General features: G+C 61.0%; 18 protein-coding genes. 12 read left to right on the top strand and 6 right to left on the bottom strand.

Going from position 1 to position 21,093, the window contains the following annotated elements; genetic code table 11:
- Positions 1–63: 63 nt before the first annotated feature.
- The 3 genes from ACW9IN_RS09035 to aspA all read right to left on the bottom strand — a co-directional run bounded on the left by ACW9IN_RS09035 (position 64) and on the right by aspA (position 4,460).
- Positions 64–1,041 carry an asparaginase gene (locus ACW9IN_RS09035; RefSeq protein ID WP_457365556.1) on the bottom strand — a complete coding sequence of 326 codons (978 nt, stop codon included), beginning with the start codon at positions 1,039–1,041 and terminating at the stop codon, positions 64–66.
- A gap of 80 nt (positions 1,042–1,121) precedes the next feature.
- Complete coding sequence (locus ACW9IN_RS09040) at positions 1,122–2,567, bottom strand: alanine/glycine:cation symporter family protein (protein ID WP_457365557.1); 1,446 nt, start codon at positions 2,565–2,567, stop codon at positions 1,122–1,124.
- 468 nt (positions 2,568–3,035) lie between these two features.
- Complete coding sequence (gene aspA / locus ACW9IN_RS09045; RefSeq protein ID WP_457365558.1) at positions 3,036–4,460, bottom strand: aspartate ammonia-lyase; 1,425 nt, start codon at positions 4,458–4,460, stop codon at positions 3,036–3,038.
- Positions 4,461–4,641: 181 nt separating this feature from the next.
- Between aspA and ACW9IN_RS09050 the strand changes: the two genes are divergently transcribed.
- Positions 4,642–5,553 carry a LysR substrate-binding domain-containing protein gene (locus ACW9IN_RS09050; protein WP_457365559.1) on the top strand — a complete coding sequence of 304 codons (912 nt, stop codon included), beginning with the start codon at positions 4,642–4,644 and terminating at the stop codon, positions 5,551–5,553.
- Positions 5,554–5,609: 56 nt separating this feature from the next.
- Here ACW9IN_RS09050 and ACW9IN_RS09055 read toward each other — a convergent pair whose 3' ends face one another.
- Positions 5,610–6,245, bottom strand: a complete 636-nt coding sequence (locus tag ACW9IN_RS09055) for a hypothetical protein (protein ID WP_457365560.1) — start codon at positions 6,243–6,245, stop codon at positions 5,610–5,612.
- Positions 6,246–6,625: 380 nt separating this feature from the next.
- On the opposite strand from ACW9IN_RS09055, the gene purE reads away from it, so the two are divergent.
- The 4 genes from purE (at position 6,626) to ACW9IN_RS09075 (ending at position 9,180) form a co-directional block, all read left to right on the top strand.
- On the top strand, positions 6,626–7,117 hold the full coding sequence (purE, locus tag ACW9IN_RS09060; protein ID WP_003213411.1) for a 5-(carboxyamino)imidazole ribonucleotide mutase: 492 nt from the start codon (positions 6,626–6,628) through the stop codon (positions 7,115–7,117).
- A gap of 11 nt (positions 7,118–7,128) precedes the next feature.
- On the top strand, positions 7,129–8,214 hold the full coding sequence (locus tag ACW9IN_RS09065) for a 5-(carboxyamino)imidazole ribonucleotide synthase (protein WP_457365561.1): 1,086 nt from the start codon (positions 7,129–7,131) through the stop codon (positions 8,212–8,214).
- A gap of 105 nt (positions 8,215–8,319) precedes the next feature.
- Complete coding sequence (locus ACW9IN_RS09070) at positions 8,320–8,565, top strand: GlsB/YeaQ/YmgE family stress response membrane protein (RefSeq protein ID WP_017253508.1); 246 nt, start codon at positions 8,320–8,322, stop codon at positions 8,563–8,565.
- Positions 8,566–8,643: 78 nt separating this feature from the next.
- On the top strand, positions 8,644–9,180 hold the full coding sequence (locus ACW9IN_RS09075; RefSeq protein ID WP_016971682.1) for a DUF3299 domain-containing protein: 537 nt from the start codon (positions 8,644–8,646) through the stop codon (positions 9,178–9,180).
- A 117-nt stretch (positions 9,181–9,297) separates the two neighbouring features.
- Here the strand turns inward: ACW9IN_RS09075 and ACW9IN_RS09080 are convergent, their stop codons facing one another.
- The gene (locus ACW9IN_RS09080; RefSeq protein ID WP_457365562.1) at positions 9,298–10,197 is read right to left on the bottom strand and encodes a D-hexose-6-phosphate mutarotase; all 900 of its coding nucleotides are present in this window, start codon (positions 10,195–10,197) and stop codon (positions 9,298–9,300) included.
- Between the two features lie 58 nt (positions 10,198–10,255).
- Complete coding sequence (locus ACW9IN_RS09085) at positions 10,256–10,660, bottom strand: acyl-CoA thioesterase (RefSeq protein WP_003176975.1); 405 nt, start codon at positions 10,658–10,660, stop codon at positions 10,256–10,258.
- A 375-nt stretch (positions 10,661–11,035) separates the two neighbouring features.
- On the opposite strand from ACW9IN_RS09085, the gene ACW9IN_RS09090 reads away from it, so the two are divergent.
- The 7 genes from ACW9IN_RS09090 (at position 11,036) to phoU (ending at position 20,941) form a co-directional block, all read left to right on the top strand.
- Positions 11,036–12,325 carry an MFS transporter gene (locus ACW9IN_RS09090; RefSeq protein WP_457365563.1) on the top strand — a complete coding sequence of 430 codons (1,290 nt, stop codon included), beginning with the start codon at positions 11,036–11,038 and terminating at the stop codon, positions 12,323–12,325.
- Positions 12,326–12,427: 102 nt separating this feature from the next.
- Positions 12,428–13,717: an MFS transporter gene (locus ACW9IN_RS09095; protein WP_457365564.1), complete on the top strand. Its 1,290-nt coding sequence runs from the start codon at positions 12,428–12,430 to the stop codon at positions 13,715–13,717.
- A gap of 245 nt (positions 13,718–13,962) precedes the next feature.
- The gene (locus ACW9IN_RS09100) at positions 13,963–14,949 is read left to right on the top strand and encodes a phosphate ABC transporter substrate-binding protein PstS (RefSeq protein WP_053258707.1); all 987 of its coding nucleotides are present in this window, start codon (positions 13,963–13,965) and stop codon (positions 14,947–14,949) included.
- 387 nt (positions 14,950–15,336) lie between these two features.
- Positions 15,337–17,370, top strand: coding sequence for an ABC transporter permease subunit (locus tag ACW9IN_RS09105; RefSeq protein ID WP_457365577.1), 2,034 nt, complete (start codon positions 15,337–15,339; stop codon positions 17,368–17,370).
- A 15-nt stretch (positions 17,371–17,385) separates the two neighbouring features.
- Positions 17,386–19,056, top strand: coding sequence for a phosphate ABC transporter permease PstA (pstA, locus tag ACW9IN_RS09110; protein ID WP_457365565.1), 1,671 nt, complete (start codon positions 17,386–17,388; stop codon positions 19,054–19,056).
- 219 nt (positions 19,057–19,275) lie between these two features.
- Positions 19,276–20,109, top strand: coding sequence for a phosphate ABC transporter ATP-binding protein PstB (pstB, locus tag ACW9IN_RS09115; RefSeq protein WP_457365566.1), 834 nt, complete (start codon positions 19,276–19,278; stop codon positions 20,107–20,109).
- 70 nt (positions 20,110–20,179) lie between these two features.
- Positions 20,180–20,941 (top strand): phosphate signaling complex protein PhoU, encoded by a 762-nt coding sequence (gene phoU, locus ACW9IN_RS09120; RefSeq protein WP_110620517.1) that lies wholly within the window; start codon positions 20,180–20,182, stop codon positions 20,939–20,941.
- Positions 20,942–21,093: the final 152 nt, after the last annotated feature.

The following is a 21,093-nucleotide window of genomic DNA, read 5'->3' on the forward strand; positions in this document are numbered from 1 at the left end:
CTGGGCCTTGCCATGCTAGGAAGCGTCGAACCGGGTGCGGTGGTGCTTATGTAAGGCGGGTATTCACTGCAACTCGCCGCACAGGTCCAGTTCCACCAGACGGCGCACTTGCGCGGTGTCGAGTCCGGCGCCGATCAGCGCATTGAGCTTGCCGAACGCGGCTTCGCGAGTCATGCCACCGCCGGACAACACACCGACGCCGCGCAGACGGCTGCCGGCTTCGTAGACGTCCAGCTCCACGCCGCCTTCATGGCATTGGGTGATGGCCACGACGACGATCCCTTTGGTCTGCGCCCGTTGCAGGCTGGTCAGGAACGCCGGGTTATCGCTGGGCCCGGTGCCGCTGCCGAAGCATTCGAGGATCAGTGCCTGGATGCCGCTGTCGATCAGCGCATCCAGTTGCACGGCTGCAATACCCGGCACCAGCGGTAATACGCCGACAGTGGCCAGGGCCTTGGGATGTCGGTAATCCAGGGCCGCCGGAATGGCGTCCGCCCGGGCCACACCGCCATTACGTTGCAGGGCAGCAAACGGATGGCGCCCAAAACTGCGGATCTTCGCGCAGCGGGTCGGCGCCATCAGCGCGCCGTGGAAATACAACTGCACGCCGGGCGCCAGGCCTGCGCCCAGGGCGGCCAGCGCGCCGCTGACGTTTTCCCAGGCATCGCTGTCCGGTACACCGGCCGGTAGCATGGAACCGGTGAACACCACCGGCGCCGGCAGGCCCAGCAACTGGAAGCTCATGGCCGCTGCGCTGTAGGCCAGGGTGTCGGTGCCGTGCAGGATCAGCACGCCATCGCAGCCTTGATCCACGGCCTCGATCACCGCCGCACGCAGGCGCTGCCAGTACGCAGGGGTCATGTTGGCGCTGTCGATCAGCGGCGCCATTTCGCGGAATTGCCACGCCGGCAACGGCTGGTTCGCCAGTTGTTCGCGCATGCGCGCTTCGAAACCGGAGGCCGGGGCCAGGCCGTTGGCGCTGGCCTGCATGCCGATGGTGCCGCCGGTGTAGAGCACCATGACGTTGTTGGATGCTGACATTGAGATTCTCCTGAACGAAAAACGCCGCCGGGCCCAGAGCATGCCCAAGGCCGGGCGGCGTGTCATCTATCGACCGGCGCTCAGCGTTGTGTCTGAGCGTTCAGTGCTGCCGAAGCCGCTGCGTCCGGTGTTGCCGGGTTGACCGGCCAGGCCTTGCGGTCAAGGTCCAGGTCAGGGAACTGGCTGGAATCGAACACCGGAACCTTGATGCCCGAGGCGCGTTGATCGTCGTAGTCCTTCAGGATGCGCATGGCGATCTTGAACAGGAACGCCAGGGCGAACAGGTTGACGAACGCCAGCATCGTCATGGTGATGTCGGCAAAGGCGAACACGGTGCTCAGGTTTTCGATGGAACCCCAGAAGATCAGCACCAGCACCAGCGTGCGGTAAGCCATCAGCATCTTGCGGTTGTTGCCCACCAGAAAGCGCAGGTTGCTCTCGCCCAGGTAGTAGTTGTACATGATCGAGGTGAACACGAACAACGCCAGGGCCACCGAGATGAACATGCGGCCCCAGTCGCCTACGACGGCGGCCAGGGAGTTCTGGGTCAGGGCAATGCCATCGCCTTCGAAGCCCGGGGTGTAGAAGCCCGACAGCAGGATCAGCAGCGCGGTGCAGGTGCAGATCACGAAGGTATCGAGGAACACGCTGAACGCTTGCACCACACCTTGGGCCACCGGGTGTTCGACCGCCGCCACTGCCGCCACGTTGGGCGCGCTGCCCAGGCCGGCTTCGTTGGCGAACACGCCGCGTTTCACACCCATGATGATCGCGCTGCCCACCAGGCCGCCGAAGGCCTGGTCGAGGCCAAAGGCGCTCTTGACGATGGTCGCCAGCATGGCCGGTACGTGGTCGAACTGAAGCACGATCACGTACAGGGTCACGGCGATGTAGATCAGTGTCTTGACCGGTACCAGCAGGTCGGCGATCGACGCGATGCGCTTGATCCCGCCGATGAACACCAGGCCCAGCAAGACTGCCAGGGCGAGGCCGGTGTAGGTGGTGTCAAGGCCGAAAGCGTTGTTCAGCGAGTGGGTCACGGCGTGGGCTTGCAGGCCGTTGAAGGCAAAGCCGAAAGTCACCAGCAGCAGGAAGGCCATGACCATGCCCAGCCAGCGCTTTTGCAGGCCGTGCTGGATGTAGTAAGCCGGGCCGCCACGGAACTGGCCTTCCGCATCGCTGCGTTTATAGAGCTGGCCGAGGGCGCACTCGATAAAGCTGGACGACATGCCCACCAGCGCGGTGACCCACATCCAGAACACGGCACCGGGGCCGCCCAGGGTCACGGCGATGCCGACCCCGGCGATGTTACCGGCGCCTACGCGGCCGGCGAGGCTGAGCATCAGCGCCTGGAACGAGCTGAGCTGGTCGGAGCTGTTTTTCAGGCTGTCGCGAAACACCGAAAACATGTGGAAAAAGTGACGCAGTTGGACGAAACGCGAGCGGATCGTGAAATAACCGCCGAGCCCGACAATGAGCACGATCAGTACTTTCCCTGAGAGGAAGTCGTTGATGACTTCGAGCATGGAGTGTTCCTCGCTGATTTTTCTAATGGCAAACGCAGGACGGTCCGGCATGTCGCATGGCACCAGGCAGTGCGCGACGGTTCGACCCCGTTCCTTTTGCGGGTTGTTATTCATGCGGTTTCGCGCTGTACCGGGCCTCGTTACCGACAGCCTCAGACGCGAAGAGGGGCGGCACTATACCTAGGCGAACGTGATCCGTCTGCCCGGGCTGATTAAAGGTTTCACCTAATGCGACGGGTGATCCCCGTTTTACTGTGGGAGCGGGCTTGCCCGCGATAGCGGTGTGTCAGGCAACGGTGCTGTCATCTGACCCGGCCTCATCGCGGGCAAACCCGGCCCCCACAAGGTCCTTCGGTGTTCGGTCGAGCGTATTTCAGGCAAAAAAAAGGGCCTGAAGAACGAGCCTTCAGGCCCTCAAAAGGTGAGAGGTGTCTAGTCCCTCAACCTGGTGAGCGGTGCAACAAGCGCTTAGGCCTTCAAGGGGACCAGGCGCGGGGCAATCATGTTTTCGGGGCGCAGGATGTCGTCGAGCATGGCGTCGTCGAGCAGGCCTTCTTCGCGCACCAGTTCCAGCACGCCACGGCCGCTTTCAAGGGCGATACGAGCGATTCGGGTGGCGTTTTCGTAGCCGATGTACGGGTTCAGTGCGGTGACCAGGCCGATGGAGTGTTCCACCAGTTCACGGCAGCGCGCTTCGTTGGCGGTGATACCGACAATGCAGTGTTCGCGCAGCATGTCCATGGCGCGTTGCAGCAGGCGGATCGAGTCGAAGATCTTGAAGGCGATCAGCGGTTCCATCACGTTCAGTTGCAGTTGGCCGCCTTCGGCTGCCATGGTCAGGGCCAGGTCGTTACCGATGACCTGGAACGCCACCTGGTTCACGGCTTCCGGAATGACCGGGTTGACCTTGCCGGGCATGATCGAGCTGCCTGGCTGGCGCGCCGGCAGGTTGATTTCGTTGATGCCGGTGCGTGGGCCGCTGGACAGCAGGCGCAGGTCGTTGCAGATCTTCGATAGCTTCACGGCGGTACGCTTGAGCATGCCGGAGAACAGCACGAAGGCACCCATGTCGGAGGTGGCTTCGATCAGGTCGGCCGCCGGAACCACCGGTTGGCCGCTGATCAAGGCCAGGCGCTCTACGGCCAGGGCCTGGTAGCGTGGGTCGGCGTTGATGCCGGTGCCGATGGCGGTGCCACCCAGGTTCACTTCGGTCAACAGCTCTGGCGCCAGGGTTTTCAGGCGGGCCAGGTCTTCACCCAGGGTGGTGGCAAACGCGCGGAATTCCTGGCCGAGGGTCATCGGCACGGCGTCTTGCAGTTGGGTGCGGCCCATTTTCAGGACGTGGGCGAACTCTTCGCCTTTGGCGGCGAACGACTGGATCAGGCTGTCGAGACTGGCCAGCAGCGCGTCATGGCCCAGCAGCAGACCCAGGCGGATCGCGGTCGGGTAGGCGTCGTTGGTCGACTGCGCCATGTTCACGTCGTTGTTGGGGTGCAGGTACTGGTATTCACCTTTGTTGTGGCCCATGGCCTCCAACGCGATGTTGGCGATGACTTCGTTGGCATTCATGTTGGTTGAAGTGCCGGCGCCGCCTTGAATCATGTCCACCACGAACTCTTCGTGGAAATCACCACGGATCAGACGGGCACAGGCCTCGCTGATGGCGGCGTGCTTGGCTTCGCTGAGCTGGCCCAACTCGCGGTTGGCGTCAGCGGCTGCTTGCTTGACCATTGCCAGGCCGACCACCAATTTCGGGTAATGCGAAATCGGAACGCCGGAGAGACGGAAGTTGTTCACCGCTCGCAGGGTCTGGATGCCGTAGTACGCTTGAGCCGGTACTTCGAGTACGCCAAGCAGGTCTTTTTCTGTGCGGAATGATGCAGCGGAGGACATGACGGAAATCATCTCGATATGGACCCGGGCTTTGCCGGAACGCTGTGAATGCTAGGCTTGTGGAAGATTCAGGGCCAATGCTGTTAAACACTGACCTATGCATAAACGGCATAATGTGAGTGTGACCCGGCTATCATGGCGGGCGTGTGTGCCAAAATGGTGCGTACCGTGGGAGAACGTGATGAACCTTGAGAGCAAATGGCTGGAAGACTTCAGCGCCCTGGCGGCCACCCGCAGCTTTTCCCAGGCGGCGGAGCGGCGCTTTGTCACCCAGCCGGCCTTCAGTCGACGTATCCGCAGCCTGGAAGCCGCACTGGGCCTGACGTTGGTCAACCGTTCGCGCACGCCGGTGGAGCTGACGGCGGCGGGACAGCTGTTCCTGGTGACCGCGCGCACCGTGGTCGAGCAACTCGGTGAAGTGCTGCGCCATTTGCATCACCTGGAGGGCGGCCAGGGCGAAGTCATGCAAGTGGCGGCGGCGCATTCTCTGGCACTGGGCTTCTTTCCACGCTGGATCGCGCAGTTGCGCAACGAAGGTTTGAACATCGCTACGCGACTGGTCGCCACTAACGTGGGTGACGCTGTGCACGCCTTGCGTGAAGGCGGCTGCGACTTGATGCTGGCGTTCTACGATCCGGATGCGGCGATGCAGATGGATTCCGAGATATTTCCTTCGCTGCACCTGGGTAACACCGAAATGCTCCCGGTGTGTGCTGCCGATGCCGATGGCAAGCCGTTGTTTGACCTGGAAGGTGAGAGCAGTGTGCCGTTGCTGGCGTACAGCGCCGGTGCGTTTCTTGGCCGTTCGGTGCATCTGTTGTTACGCCAGCGCGCGCTACGTTTTACCACGGTGTACGAAACCGCCATGGCCGATAGCCTCAAGAGTATGGCTTTGGAGGGCTTGGGCATTGCCTGGGTGCCGCAGTTGAGTGTGCGCGCCGAGTTGGCGCGCGGCGAGTTGGTGGTGTGCGGCGGACCGCAATGGCACGTTCCGCTGGAAATTCGCCTGTACCGCTGTGCGTTGGTGCGTAAGGCGAATGTGCGGTTGTTGTGGCGCAAGCTGGAAGGTGGAGCGGCCAGCGCAACACTGTGAATGGCGGATGAAACTCAGGGCAATTGTGGCCTGTTGACATTGACTGGGAGGATGGCTCAGTCGAACTTATCTAGGTAGTTGCGAATGTTTTTTTTGTTCGCGTCGGAGTAGTTCAAGTCATTACCGCGCAGAATGGACTCGCCGTTGTATTTCATAAACGTATCATTCCACCAACCGTTATAGGTGATATCCCCGTCCTCACGCGTTGCACCCAGCAAAAGTCCAAGTGCGTGCGCGGCGCCTCGAGGATTTTTGTACGAGGTCATTCCAAACTCATGGCCGGAGTCGGCCTTGGCAGGTTCGTTGAATCTTAAATAGTCTGGCGTTACAAATAACGTTTTCTCAAGCTCGGAGTTTTTCGATTGGTGATCGCGACTTGACTTCTCGTTTCTGTTCCAGTGTTCACGAAGACCGTATTCGACATCATTGTCCGATTTGTAATTGAAGTCCCGCATTTTCGGGTCGCGAACCACATTAATAACAACTTCTCGGCCGGAAATTTCCTCAATATGTTTCTTGGCCAGGGCTAAATGAGTTTGCTCGTATTGGTACTCGGGGGTATAGCCCAAGTCCTTGTGGAAAACCACATTCACATAGATTGGTTGTTTGGGGGGACGTTCGGATTTTTCCGTTATTGTTGGAATACCTTGTGAAACGAATCGATAGAAGTCGAAGATGGAATGAGTGTTCACGGATATAACCCTCGTGTTTCGTTTTGAAAATTGAGTTGCGAGGGACAAGCGTATCGTTTGTGCGTTTTCATCAGGTGCTAAATTGTCTGAACAGTCAGTGGGAAACTGTGCCTGGTTTTGTAAGAGACTCGGTTATCCGTGTGGCTTGTTTTATGGGTTTAAACAGAAACAGGCTGACTTTTGAGTCAATAAATCGCTTTGAGCGCTGCGTTAGACAGATGGTCATCCAAGGGGCTGTTTATCTGCATTATTACGGTATACTGCGCGGCCTTCGGCCGGTCCAACCGGCCAAATTTCGTACAACAAGCCACGCCGGATTTCCCGCGTGGCTTGTTGTTTTTTGACGCGCCTGTGGGCGCCCAGAGAGAAGAGGCACGACGATGAGTGCATTGGTTGGCGTGATCATGGGCTCCAAGTCCGATTGGTCCACCCTTAGCCACACCGCCGATATGCTGGAAAAACTCGGCATTCCGTATGAAGTGAAGGTGGTTTCCGCTCACCGTACCCCGGATTTGCTGTTCCAGTATGCCGATGAGGCTGAATCCCGTGGCATCGAGGTGATCATCGCCGGTGCGGGTGGCGCTGCCCACTTGCCGGGCATGTGTGCGGCCAAGACCCACCTGCCGGTACTCGGTGTACCTGTGCAGTCGTCGATGCTCTCGGGCGTGGACTCGCTGCTGTCCATCGTGCAGATGCCCGCCGGCATTCCGGTAGCGACCCTGGCGATCGGCAAGGCCGGTGCGATCAACGCTGCACTGTTGTCCGCCAGCATCCTGGGCGCCAAGCACCCGCAGTTCCATGCGGCGCTGAAAAAATTCCGGGCTGAACAGACAGACAGCGTGCTGGACAATCCAGATCCACGCATCGCCTGAGGGTGTAGACGATGAAAATCGGTGTAATCGGTGGCGGCCAACTGGGCCGCATGCTGGCCCTGGCGGGTACCCCGCTGGGGATGAACTTCGCTTTCCTGGACCCTGCGCCGGACGCCTGCGCGGGCGCCCTGGGTGAACATCTGCGCGCTGACTACAGCGACCCGGATCACCTGCGCCAACTGGCCGACGAAGTCGACCTGGTGACCTTCGAGTTCGAAAGCGTCCCGGCTGAAACCGTGGCTTTCCTGTCGCAGTTCGTGCCGGTGTACCCGAGCGCCGAAGCCTTGCGCATCGCCCGCGACCGCTGGTTCGAAAAGAGCATGTTCAAGGACCTGGGCATTCCGACCCCGGCCTTTGCCGATATCCAGTCCCAGGCGGACCTCGACGCCGCCGTCGCCAGCATCGGCCTGCCGGCCGTGCTGAAAACCCGCACCCTGGGTTACGACGGCAAGGGCCAGAAAGTCCTGCGCACCGCCGCTGATGTGGTTGGCACCTTTGCCGAGCTGGGCAGCGTCGCCTGCCTGCTGGAAGGCTTCGTGCCGTTCACCGGCGAAGTCTCGCTGATTGCCGTGCGTGCCCGTGATGGCGAAACCCGCTTCTACCCGTTGGTGCACAACACCCACGACAGCGGCATCCTCAAGCTGTCCGTGGCCAGCACCGATCACCCGTTGCAGGCGCTGGCCGAAGACTATTCCAGCCGCGTACTCAAGCAACTGGATTACGTCGGCGTGATGGCCTTCGAGTTCTTTGAAGTCGACGGTGGCCTCAAGGCCAACGAAATCGCCCCACGCGTGCACAACTCCGGGCACTGGACCACCGAAGGCGCCGAGTGCAGCCAGTTCGAAAACCACCTGCGGGCGGTGGCGGGCTTGCCGCTGGGCTCCACGGCCAAGGTTGGCGAGAGCGCCATGCTCAATTTCATCGGCACGGTGCCGGCGGTGGAGAAAGTCATCGCCATCGACGACTGCCATCTGCACCATTACGGCAAGGCCTTCAAGGCCGGGCGCAAGGTCGGCCACGCCAACCTGCGTTGCAAGGACCGCGCGACGCTTGAAGCGCAGATCCTCAAGGTTGAAGCGCTGATCGCCGGGCAATAAGCCAAGTCCGACGGGAACCATTGGCAACCGTCGTCTCTCTGATTGCAGGATGCCAAAGCCTGACTAGGCTTTGGCATAGCTCACCTACATTCAGAGGGAAATGCCATGGGTATCATCGGAACCATCTTTATCGGCCTGATCGTCGGCCTGCTGGCGCGTTTCCTCAAGCCCGGCGACGACAGCATGGGCTGGATCATGACCATCCTGCTGGGTATCGCAGGTTCTCTGGTCGCCACTTACGGGGGCCAGGCGCTGGGTATCTACCAGGCGGGCCAGGGCGCCGGTTTTATCGGCGCGCTGATCGGCGCCATCGTGCTGCTGGTGATCTACGGTCTGATCAAAAAGAAATGAGTTAAGCGACAAAGCCCTCTGCGCTGCGCAGGCGCAGAGGGCTAGAATGCTCGCCACCTGTATTTGTCGAGCCTCTCCATGCGCCGTCTTCTATTGACTCTCCTCCTGCTGGGCTCTGGCCTGGCACACGCCGGCGAACTGCCGGAAACCGACTGGCTCGACCTGATGCCGCTTTCGGACCAGAAAGCCCTCGAAGCCATGCCCGAGATCGACCACAACTCTCCCGAAGCCCAGGGCACGTTCACCGCAAAAGGTGGCTTGAAACAGAGTAAGGGGCTGCCGGCGGTGATGTATTCCACCAAGACCGTGGCCGCCATGAACGGCAAGAACATCCGCATCGGCGGTTATCCGGTGCCGCTGGAAACCGACGCCAAGGGCCGCAGCACCTTGTTCTTCCTCGTGCCGTACCCGGGCGCCTGCATCCATGTGCCGCCACCGCCGCCCAATCAGCTGGTGCTGGTGCGCTACCCCAAGGGGCTGAAGCTGGATGATATCTATACACCGCTGTGGGTGACCGGCACCCTCAAGGTTGAAAAGGTCAACAACGACCTGGCGGACGCGGCGTATGCGTTGGATGCCGGAAAAGTGCGGGTAGTCAAAGAGTCGGATCTCTAAACCCGGCATATAACCCATGTGGGAGCTGGCTTGCCTGCGATAGCATCATCCGGGTATCACTGATACACCGAGGTGCCTGCATCGCAGGCAAGCCAGCTCCCACATTTTTATCGGCGTTTACAGGGCAATGGCGGCAATGCTTACACCAAGGGTGTGGCTTTCGCCTGGCGCCAAGGCCACCACATCATCCAGCACATTCGCCGTCTCGATGCACAGCATGCCCTGCCAGCCGTCATCGGCCATGTCGTCGAACGCCTTGGCGCGTTCGGTCCACGGGTTCCAGATCACGGTGGAGTTCGAACTCTCGGCAGTCAGTTGGATGCGGCGCTGCCAGTCCTTGTCGATGATGTTCAACTGGGACGGCGTGTCGAGGTAGATGCGGTCGGTCTCGGCGGTGAAGTGCAGGAGGCCGGATTGGGTCTTCTCGGTCCAGCCATCGGCGGTGTCGATATACGTGCCCCCGTCCAGGCCGGCGACTTGCACATTACGCACATCGCTCACGGCGAAATAGGTGTGCAGGGCCTGGCTGAAGGTCGCGGTGTCGGTGCCGCGGTTGTGGCTGGTCAGGCGGATATGCAACTGATCATCCAACAACAGGCTCAGTTTTAGATCGACTTGATGTGGCCAGCCGGGAAAACCACCAGCAGGTACGGGCAATACCAGGTCGATGCGCAAGGCATTGCCTTCAAGCTCGGTCGCGACCAGATCCCAAAGCGCTGTGCGCGCGAAACCATGGGCGCCGGCGGGTTGATCGCTCTGGCGCATTGCTTTCACGCTTTGCGGGTTGCGGTCGAATACACCAAACCACGGCCAGCACACCGGTACGCCGGTGCGAATGCCCTTGCCCTTTTTGAACACCGCCTGAGGATTCGGCCAGATCAGCGGCTGTTCGCCCTCGCGCCCGTAACTGAAGATGTGCGCACCCTGCTGGGCCACCATCAGTTCGGCACCGTTGTGGCGAATGCGCCAGCAGTCCAGCTCGTCGATTTTCACGGTTTCAACGTGGGGCGTCGGCATAACAAAGCACTCTTCATGGCTGGCAATGGGGCAATTGACCGTCAAAACCCGGCGAGGTTTAACGCGCGCGCGACGGAACCGAACGCGTGCGGCCGCTGCCGTCGATGGCGACGAACACGAATACAGCCTCGGTGACCTTGCGCCATTCGCTGGACAGCGGGTCGTCGCTCCACACCTCGACCATCATCTGGATCGAACTGCGGCCGATTTCCAGGGCCTGGGTATAAAAGGACAACTGCGCGCCGACGGCTACCGGTACCAGGAAGGCCATGCGGTCGATGGCCACGGTAGCCACACGCCCGCCGGCGACCTTGCTGGCCATGGCGGTGCCGGCCAGGTCCATCTGTGCCACCAGCCAGCCGCCGAATATATCGCCAAAGCCATTGGTTTCACGCGGGAGCGCCGTGATTTGCAGGGCGAGATCGCCTTGCGGGATAGGATCTTCTTGTTCGAGTTCGATCATGCCGAGGGTGCCTCTGACCCGTGACGCTTCATGGGTATTTCAAGTGGATAGCCGTCTTCGAAAAAAACGTTTCAGCACCAACATACACCGCGTGATACGTTTCTCGTAAGGCGAACTGAAGGGAAACTCTGCCAAACCGGCTGGAGGGCACCCAACGGCGTTTTGGCACAGCAGCCCCTCAAGACAGCGGGTTTGACGCTTGCACGGGCCGAGTATATCGAGACCCTGACGCCGCGACGACCTCCCAAGGCTCATTTGGTCGGTAAATCGCGGCTGTAATGCGGCTTTTTCCGGAAACTGTGCTCATGGTCGGGAATATTTGCAGGTATTGAGGTGTTGTTCCGTCAGTACCGACCTTAATAGAGAAGCCCCGCCATGCCCACCGTGCCTGCAAGCACCGCGCCCGTCGTGCGTCCGCTGACCCGCAGCGACTATAAAACCCTGTCGCTGTCCGCCCTGGGCAGTGCGCTGGAGTTCTATGACTTCATCATCTTTGTGTTTTTCGCTGCCGTGGTGGGCAAGCTGTTTTTCCCGCCGGACATGCCCGAGTGGATGCGCCTGGTGCAGACTTTCGGCATTTTCGCCGCCGGCTACCTGATTCGCCCGCTGGGCGGCATCGTGATGGCGCACTTCGGTGACCTGCTGGGGCGCAAGAAAATGTTCACCCTGAGCATCTTCCTGATGGCCTTGCCCACCCTGGCCATCGGCTTGCTACCGACCTACGCCCAAGTCGGGCTGTTGGCGCCGGTGTTGTTGCTGCTGATGCGCATCATCCAGGGGGCGGCGATTGGCGGCGAGGTGCCGGGCGCCTGGATTTTTGTGGCCGAACACGTGCCGGCCAAGCGTATCGGATATGCCGTGGGGGTGCTGACCGTGGGCCTGAACCTGGGGATTTTGCTGGGTTCGCTGGTCGCAACAGGCTTGAATGGCGCTTACAGCCCGGAGCAGATCGCCGATTACGCCTGGCGTATTCCGTTCCTGCTCGGTGGCGTGTTCGGTCTGTTGTCGGTGTACCTGCGCCGCTGGCTGCACGAAACACCGGTATTCGCTGAGCTGCAACAACGCAAGGCACTGGCGGCCGAGGTGCCGTTGCGCACGGTGCTGCGCGAGCATCGCGAGTCGGTTGTCGTGTCGATGCTGCTGACCTGGCTGCTGTCCGCCGGCGTGGTGGTGGTGATCCTGATGACACCCGCCCTGTTGCAGGGCGTGTATCACTTCCCACCGAAAACCTCGTTGCAGGCCAATAGCCTGGCCATCGTCGCCCTGAGCCTGGGCGTGGTGGCGGCGGGTTGGTTGTGTGACCGCATCGGCGCAGGCCGGGTGCTGGTATTCGGCTGCGCGGGCATGGCGGTTTCGTGCTGGGTCTTGTATGCCAGCCTGGCGGGCCATCCCGAGTGGCTGTTTCCGCTGTATGCCTTGACCGGCCTGTTCGTCGGCACTGTGGCGGCGGCGCCTTTTGTGATGGTCAAGGGCTTTCCCGCAGCGGTGCGCTTCAGTGGGTTGTCGTTTTCCTACAACCTGGCGTATGCCGTGCTGGGCGGCCTGAGCCCGGTATTCGTTTCGCTGTTGCTCAAGGAAAGCCAGATGGGCCCGGCTTACTACGTGGCGCTGGTGTGCGTCGTGGGGATGGCCGTGGGTGCGTATCTGTGCAAGCGCGGGCGTTAAGCAACGCTGTGCTTTTCCGGGCGATTTGCTATCGTGCCGAACCGACCCCGGCGCTTGCCGGGGTCTCGCGTTCGCCGTCCTGACAATAAGAGAAGCCTTGCCATGTCCTCCGTGCCCGCAAGCAGTGCGCAACCTTCGCGCCCGCTGACCCGCAACGACTACAAAACCCTGTCGCTGTCTGCCTTGGGCGGGGCGCTGGAGTTCTACGACTTCATCATTTTCGTGTTTTTCGCCACCGTGGTCGGAAAACTGTTCTTCCCTGCCGAGATGCCTGAATGGCTGCGACTGATGCAGACCTTCGGCATCTTCGCCGCGGGCTATCTGGCCCGTCCGCTGGGCGGCATCATCATGGCGCACTTCGGTGACCTGCTGGGCCGCAAGAAGATGTTCACCCTGAGCATTTTCATGATGGCTGTGCCGACTTTGATCATGGGCCTGCTGCCGACCTATGCGCAGATCGGCCTCTGGGCGCCGATCCTGTTGCTGCTGATGCGCGTCATCCAGGGTGCGGCGATTGGTGGCGAAGTGCCGGGCGCGTGGGTATTCGTCTCCGAACACGTACCGCCGCGCCACATCGGCTACGCCTGCGGCACGCTGACCAGCGGCCTCACTGCCGGCATCCTGCTGGGCTCGCTGGTGGCCACCGCGATCAACACCGCTTACACCCCGGAGCAGGTGTCGGACTACGCCTGGCGGATCCCGTTCCTGCTCGGCGGTGTGTTCGGCCTGTTGTCGGTGTACCTGCGCCGCTATTTGCACGAAACCCCGATCTTCGCCGAAATGCAGCAGCGCAAGGCCCTGGCCGAAGAGCTGCCGCTGCGCGCCGTCGTGCGTGACCACCGTGGCGCCATCGTGCTGTCGATGTTGCTGACCTGGCTGCTGTCGGCTGCCATCGTGGTGGTGATCCTGATGACACCGACCGTGTTGCAGACGGTCTATCACTTCAGCCCCACGGATTCGCTCAAGGCCAATAGCCTGGCCATCGTGGCCCTGAGCTTCGGCTGCATCGGCGCCGGTGCACTGGCTGACCGTTTCGGTGCCGGACGTGTGCTGATCGTGGGCTGTGCGCTGCTGCTGGCGAGCTCGTGGACGCTGTACCACAGCCTCACCGCTCACCCGGACTGGTTGTTCCCGCTGTACACCGTGACCGGCTTGTTCGTCGGCACCATCGGCGTCGTGCCCTATGTGATGGTCAAAGCCTTCCCGGCCGTGGTGCGTTTCAGCGGGTTGTCGTTTTCCTACAACGTCGCCTACGCCATCTTCGGGGGCCTGACGCCGCTGGTGGTGTCGCTACTCATGAAGGAAAGCCCGATGGGGCCGTCGTATTACGTGGCGGCGCTGTGCGTGATGGGGATGTTGGTGGGGGCTTATCTCTGGAAGCGTGCCCGTTGATTATTCGTTGATCGTTCCCGCGCGTGTGTGGGAACGATCAACAGTTACAGAGTATTTCTGCAATACGGCAACAATCGCCCTATCCCCCGCGTACTCCCCGTCCAGCTTGATACCTGCCTTCTTTTTCCTCTCTTCGCCGCACTAGTGGCCTTTCATCTAATTGTCACATTCCAGACATAGAGTGTTCACACGGCCTACCGATACTTGGCCCCGATCCAACTATCCCTATCTGCTAGGAGCAAGGCATGAAACTGAAGCGTTTGATGGCGGCAATGACTTTTGTCGCCGCTGGCGTTGCGACTGCCCACGCGGTGGCCGCTGGTGTTGACCCGGCAATTCCGGCTTACGCCAAGACCACTGGTGTCTCGGGCAACTTGTCCAGCGTCGGTTCCGACACTCTGGCCAACCTGATGACCCTGTGGGCTGAGTCCTACAAAAAGGAATACCCGAACGTCAACATCCAGATTCAGGCTGCTGGCTCCGCCACTGCGCCACCTGCGTTGACTGAAGGTACCTCCAACCTGGGCCCGATGAGCCGCAAGATGAAGGACACCGAACTGGCTGCCTTCGAGCAGAAGTACGGCTACAAGCCAACCGCTATCCCGGTTGCCGTGGATGCCCTGGCTGTGTTCGTGCACAAGGACAACCCGATCCAGCACCTGACCATGGAACAAGTCGACGCGATCTTCTCCTCGACTCGTCTGTGCGGCGCCAAAGCCGACGTGAAAACCTGGGGCGACCTGGGCGTGACCGGCGACCTGGCCAACAAGCCAGTGCAACTGTTCGGTCGTAACTCGGTATCCGGCACCTACGGCTACTTCAAGGAAGAAGCCCTGTGCAAAGGCGACTACAAGCCAAACGTGAACGAACAACCAGGCTCGGCTTCGGTCGTGCAGTCGATCAGCTCCTCGTTGAACGGCATCGGTTACTCGGGCATCGGCTACAAGACTGCAAGCGTGAAGACCGTTGCACTGGCTAAAAAGGGCAGCACCGACTTCATCGAAGACAGCGAAGAAAACGCCCTGAACGGCAAATACCCGCTGTCGCGCTTCCTCTACGTTTACGTCAACAAAGCTCCGAACAAGCCTCTGGCCCCGCTGGAAGCCGAGTTCGTGAAGCTGGTTCTGTCCAAACAGGGCCAGGAAGTTGTAGTGAAAGACGGCTACATCCCGCTGCCAGCCAAAGTTGCCGCCAAGGCACTGGCTGACCTGGGTCTGAAAGAAGGCAACTGATTGCCTCCGCGGGGTCCGGTATCACCGGCCCCGCATCCCCAAATTTCGAGTCCGCTGCCAGCCCTGCTACGCGGCGGATTTCTTGCGTCACTGCATTGTCATCTTTCTGTCATACAGGATCGCTAGGGTGTGCGCATGAATGATCTGGCCAATTCCACCATGACGACGACTTCTCCCCCCAAGCGCATTGATTTCAATACGCCTGAGCTGCAACGCAAGCGCCGCATTCGCGCGCTCAAGGATCGCCTGACCCGCTGGTACGTGCTGGTCGGCGGCCTCGCCGTCCTCGGCGCCATCACGCTGATTTTCTTCTTCCTTGCCTATGTGGTCGCACCGTTGTTCCACGGTGCCAGCTTGACCAAGGACGAGGCCCTGACGCCCGCCTGGGTGCAGGATGCAGGCAAGCCGCTGCTGATCTCGATGGAAGAACAGAACCAGGTCGCCATGCGCGTTTCCGACAAGGGCCAGGCGCTGTTCTTCAATGTGGACAGCGGTGCGGAGCTCAAGCGCATTGACCTGCCGGTCCCGGCCGGCGCCAGCGTGGTATCCATCAGCAAAGACCAGCCCGCCAGTCCGCTGGTGATTCTCGGCTTGTCCAATGGCCAGGCGCTGGTGTTCCGTCATACCTATAAAGTGTCCTACCCGGACGGCAAGAAGACCATTACTCCGGCTGTCGAATACCCCTACGGCGAAACGCCGATCGCCCTCGACGAACAGGGCCGTGCCCTGGAGCACGTGGCGCTCAATGCCACCGACTCGTCGCTGGTGGTTGCCGGCTCCAGCGGTGCTCACCTGAACGTGCTGAGCATCAGCCGTGAAGAAAACATGATGACTGACGAAGTCACCATCGAGCAGAAGCGTGTCGAGCTGCCGCAGATGACCGAGCCGGTCAAAGCCATTTTTGTCGACCCACGCCAGCAGTGGTTGTACGTGATCAACGGTCGCGCCCAGGCCGATGTGTTCAGCCTGCGGGACAAGAGCCTCAACGGTCGCTACAAACTCACCGAAGACGCCAACGCCGAAATCACCGCCAGTGCGCAACTGGTGGGCGGTATCTCGCTGATCGTCGGTAACTCCAAAGGCGGCCTGGCCCAGTGGTTCATGGCCCGCGACCCGGACGGCGAGCAACGCTTCAAACAGGTCCGTACCTTCCAGATGGGCACTGCGCCGATTGTGGAGATCACCGCCGAAGAGCGCCGCAAAGGCTTCACCGCCCTGGATGCGTCCGGCAAGTTCGGCGTGTTCCACAGCACTGCGCACCGCACCTTGCTGGTGGAGCAGGTGGTGGATGGCCAGGGTGTGTTCGGTCTGTCGCCACGGGCCAACCGCGTGATCGTCGAAGCGGGCGGCAAGCTGCAACCGCTGGCGCTCGACAACCCGCACCCGGAGGTTTCCTGGAGCGCGCTGTGGAGCAAGGTCTGGTACGAAAACTACGACGAGCCTAAATACGTCTGGCAATCGACTGCGGCCAACACCGACTTCGAACCCAAGATGAGCCTGGCGCCGCTGACGTTCGGTACCTTGAAGGCCGCGTTCTACGCCATGCTGCTGGCCGCGCCCCTGGCCGTTGCCGCTGCGATCTACACCGCTTACTTCATGGCCCCGGGCCTGCGCCGCAAGGTCAAGCCGGTGATCGAGCTGATGGAAGCGATGCCCACGGTGATCCTCGGCTTCTTCGCCGGCCTGTTCCTGGCGCCGTATGTCGAAGGGCACCTGCCCGGGATCTTCAGCCTGTTGATGTTGCTGCCGATCGGCATTCTGATCGCCGGTTTTGTCTTCAGCCGCCTGCCCGAGTCGCTGCGCCTGCGGGTGCCGGATGGCTGGGAAAGCGCGATTCTGGTTCCGGTGATCCTGCTGGTGGGCTGGCTCTCGCTGTACATGAGCCCGTACCTGGAAACCTGGTTCTTCGGCGGCGACATGCGCATGTGGATCTCCCACGACCTGGGCATCACCTATGACCAGCGCAACGCACTGGTCGTCGGCCTGGCCATGGGCTTCGCGGTGATCCCGAACATCTACTCCATCGCTGAAGATGCGGTGTTCAGTGTGCCGCGTGGCCTGACCCTGGGCTCCCTGGCCCTGGGCGCCACACCGTGGCAGACCATGACTCGCGTCGTCATCCTGACCGCCAGCCCGGGGATCTTCTCGGCGCTGATGATCGGCATGGGCCGCGCCGTAGGCGAGACCATGATCGTGCTGATGGCCACCGGCAACACCCCGGTGATGGAGATGAACCTGTTCGAAGGCCTGCGCACCCTGGCGGCCAACGTCGCCGTGGAGATGCCTGAGTCGGAAGTGGGCGGTAGCCACTACCGCGTGCTGTTCCTCTCGGCACTGGTGCTGCTGCTGTTCACCTTCATCATGAACACCCTCGCCGAGCTGATCCGTCAGCGTCTGCGCAAGAAATACTCGTCGCTTTAAGAAAGGTAGAAGTCTGTGAAACAGAACTCCCTGAATGGATGGTTCAAGAGCGGCGCCCCGGGTGTCTGGATCAGCGGTGGCGCGGTGTCCATCGCGGTCATCATGACCATTGGCCTGCTGGCGGTGATCGCGGTACGTGGCCTCGGCCATTTCTGGCCGGCTGACCTGATCCAGGCCAATTACAACGTGCCTGGCCAGGAAAACCATGTAGTCATCGGCGAAGTGGTGCAGAAGGAAGAAGTGCCGCGCGAGCGCCTGAAAAGCGCCGGTCTGCCGGTGCCCGACCAAGGCCCGGAATTCATGACCCGTGAGCTGATCAAGGTGGGTAACCGCGACCTGAACGGCAACGACTTCACCTGGATCGTCGGCGAATGGTTGAAGGACCAGACCAAGCCGGTGGACCTGATGGCCATCGAGCGTCGTGAGTGGGGCAACTTCTACGGCACCCTGGTCAACGTCAAGCAGGATGGCAAAGTCATCGCCGAAGGCGCAGCGGCCTGGCCGGAGCTGCAAGCCCGTGTCGACCGTGTCAACAAGCTGGCGGGGCAACTCAAGAGCCTGGAGAAAACCGACATCGGTGCGATCAACGCCGGTTTGGAGCGGATTCGTCTGCACGGTCGCAAGCTGGAACTGGAAGGCAAGCTCGACGCCGCCGCCCAGGCTGACATGGACGCTGACCGTGCCGAACTGAATGCCCGTTACCAGGACGTGGAAGCGCGCCTGGCCGACCTGCACACCCAGTTCAACCGTGACTCGCTGACAGCCCGCGACGGCAATGGCAAGGAAGTGGAAATCGGCATCGGCAAAGTGGTGCACGCCTACCAGCCGAATGCCATGAGCTACTCCACCAAGGTGGGCTTCTACTTCAGCAAGGTCTGGGAGTTCCTCAGCGATGACCCACGGGAAGCCAACACTGAAGGCGGGATCTTCCCGGCCATCTTCGGCACCGTGATGATGACCCTGATCATGGCGATGATCGTGACCCCGTTCGGCGTACTGGCGGCGGTGTACCTGCGTGAATACGCCAAGCAGAACACCCTGACCCGAGTGATCCGCATCGCGGTGAACAATCTGGCGGGTGTACCGGCCATTGTCTACGGCGTGTTCGGCCTGGGCTTCTTCGTGTATGTACTGGGCGGCTCGCTTGACCGCCTGTTCTTTCCCGAAGCCCTGCCGGCGCCGACTTTCGGTACCCCGGGCCTGCTCTGGGCATCGCTGACCCTGGCGTTGCTGGCGGTGCCGGTGGTGATCGTGGCCACCGAAGAAGGCCTGGCGCGGATTCCTCGCACTGTCCGTGAGGGTTCCTTGGCCCTGGGCGCGACCAAGGCGGAAACGCTGTGGAAGATCGTGCTGCCGATGGCCAGCCCGGCGATGATGACCGGCATGATCCTCGCCGTGGCCCGCGCCGCTGGCGAAGTGGCGCCGCTGATGCTGGTGGGTGTGGTGAAACTGGCGCCGTCGCTGCCGGTGGACGGCAACTACCCGTACCTGCATCTGGACCAGAAGATCATGCACCTGGGCTTCCATATCTATGACGTCGGCTTCCAGAGCCCCAACGTCGAGGCTGCGCGGCCGCTGGTATACGCCACAGCCTTGCTGCTGGTGCTGGTGATCGCCACGCTCAACCTGTCGGCGGTATGGATTCGTAACCATCTGCGCGAAAAGTACAAGGCGCTGGACAGCTGATACTTGTAGGAGCTGGCTTGTGTGGGAGCTGGCTTGCCTGCGTAGCATCACCAAGGTGTGACTGACACACCGAGGTGCCTGCATCGCGGGCAAGTCGAGACGTCGAACCGCCGACTCCCACACAAACCAGCCCCCACAGAGGCCAGTGTCAGACACAGATTTTTGAGTAGATCGCCCCGGCGGTCCAACACAACGAATTGGTAGCACAGGGAGCATCCCATGCAACACGAAACCCATTCCCACGGCATCAACATGTCGGCCCTGGGTCGCGACAAGCAGAGCCTGAGCCTGGCCCAGGAAACCGTGGCCATCGAAGTGCCGGACCTGAGCCTGTACTACGGCGAGAAACAGGCCCTGTACAACGTCAGCATGAACATTCCCAAGCAACGCGTGACTGCGTTCATCGGTCCGTCCGGTTGCGGCAAGTCCACGCTGCTGCGGACCTTCAACCGCATGAACGACCTGGTGGACGGTTGCCGCGTGGAAGGTGCGATCAACCTTTACGGCAGCAATATCTACCGCAAGGGTGAAGACGTGGCCGAGCTGCGTCGCCGCGTGGGCATGGTGTTCCAGAAGCCCAACCCGTTTCCCAAGACCATCTACGAAAACGTGGTGTATGGCCTGCGCATCCAGGGCATCAACAAGAAGCGCATCCTCGACGAAGCCGTCGAGTGGGCCCTCAAGGGCGCCGCGCTGTGGGATGAGGTCAAGGACCGTCTGCATGATTCGGCACTCGGCTTGTCCGGCGGCCAGCAGCAGCGTCTGGTGATCGCGCGTACCATCGCCGTGGAACCGGAAGTGCTGCTGCTCGACGAACCCTGCTCGGCCCTCGACCCGATCTCGACGCTGAAAGTGGAAGAGCTGATCTACGAGCTCAAGTCCAAGTTCACCATCGTCATCGTGACCCACAACATGCAACAGGCGGCGCGGGTTTCCGACTACACCGCATTCATGTACATGGGCAAGCTGGTGGAGTTTGGTGACACCGACACCCTGTTCACCAATCCGGCGAAGAAACAGACCGAAGACTACATTACCGGTCGTTACGGCTAGGACGCTGTGGTTCTCATTGCACTGACGCTGCGGTTCTCCGCACCTTACCGGACGCTCCAAGGACGCCAACATGATTAGCAAAGAAGGCCTTACCCACCACATCTCCGCGCAGTTCAACGCCGAGCTCGAGGAAGTGCGCAGCCACCTCCTGGCGATGGGCGGGCTGGTGGAGAAGCAAGTCAACGACGCCGTGACCGCGTTGATCGAGGCTGACTCGGGCCTGGCCCAGCAAGTGCGCGAGATCGACGACCAGATCAACCAGATGGAACGCAATATCGACGAGGAATGCCTGCGCATTCTGGCCCGTCGCCAGCCGGCGGCGTCCGACCTGCGTTTGATCATCAGCATTTCCAAGTCGGTAATCGACCTGGAGCGCATTGGCGACGAAGCCACCAAGATCGCCCGTCGCGCCATCCAGCTGTGCGAAGAAGGTGAAGCGCCGCGCGGCTACGTGGAAGTGCGCCACATTGGCGACCAGGTGCGCAACATGGTGCGCGATGCCCTCGATGCATTTGCTCGCTTCGACGCCGAACTGGCCTTGTCGGTGGCCCAGTACGACAAGATCATCGACCGCGAATACAAGACGGCCCTGCGCGAGCTGGCCACCTACATGATGGAAGACCCACGCTCTATCTCGCGGGTCTTGAACATCATCTGGGTCTTGCGTTCGCTGGAGCGCATCGGCGACCACGCGCGCAATATCTCGGAGCTGGTGATTTATCTGGTTCGGGGTACCGATGTGCGGCACATGGGCCTCAAGCGCATGAAGGCCGAAGTTGAAGGCACTGCCGACCAAATCCCTAATGTTCCGGGCGAATCTGACGATAAGTAAGGTTGCCCGAGAAATTAACGCCCGGCCTCAGGCCGGGCGTTTTCGTTTGTGGCATCTGAATTTTTTGCGCGTCGGGAGCGATAAAGTCCCTCCGTGACCAACGAGTTTTGGCAAAATGCCATCAGGCAGGCGTTTTGCGTGCCGAAGTTTTT

This window comes from Pseudomonas sp. SDO5271_S396 (genome assembly GCF_054071795.1).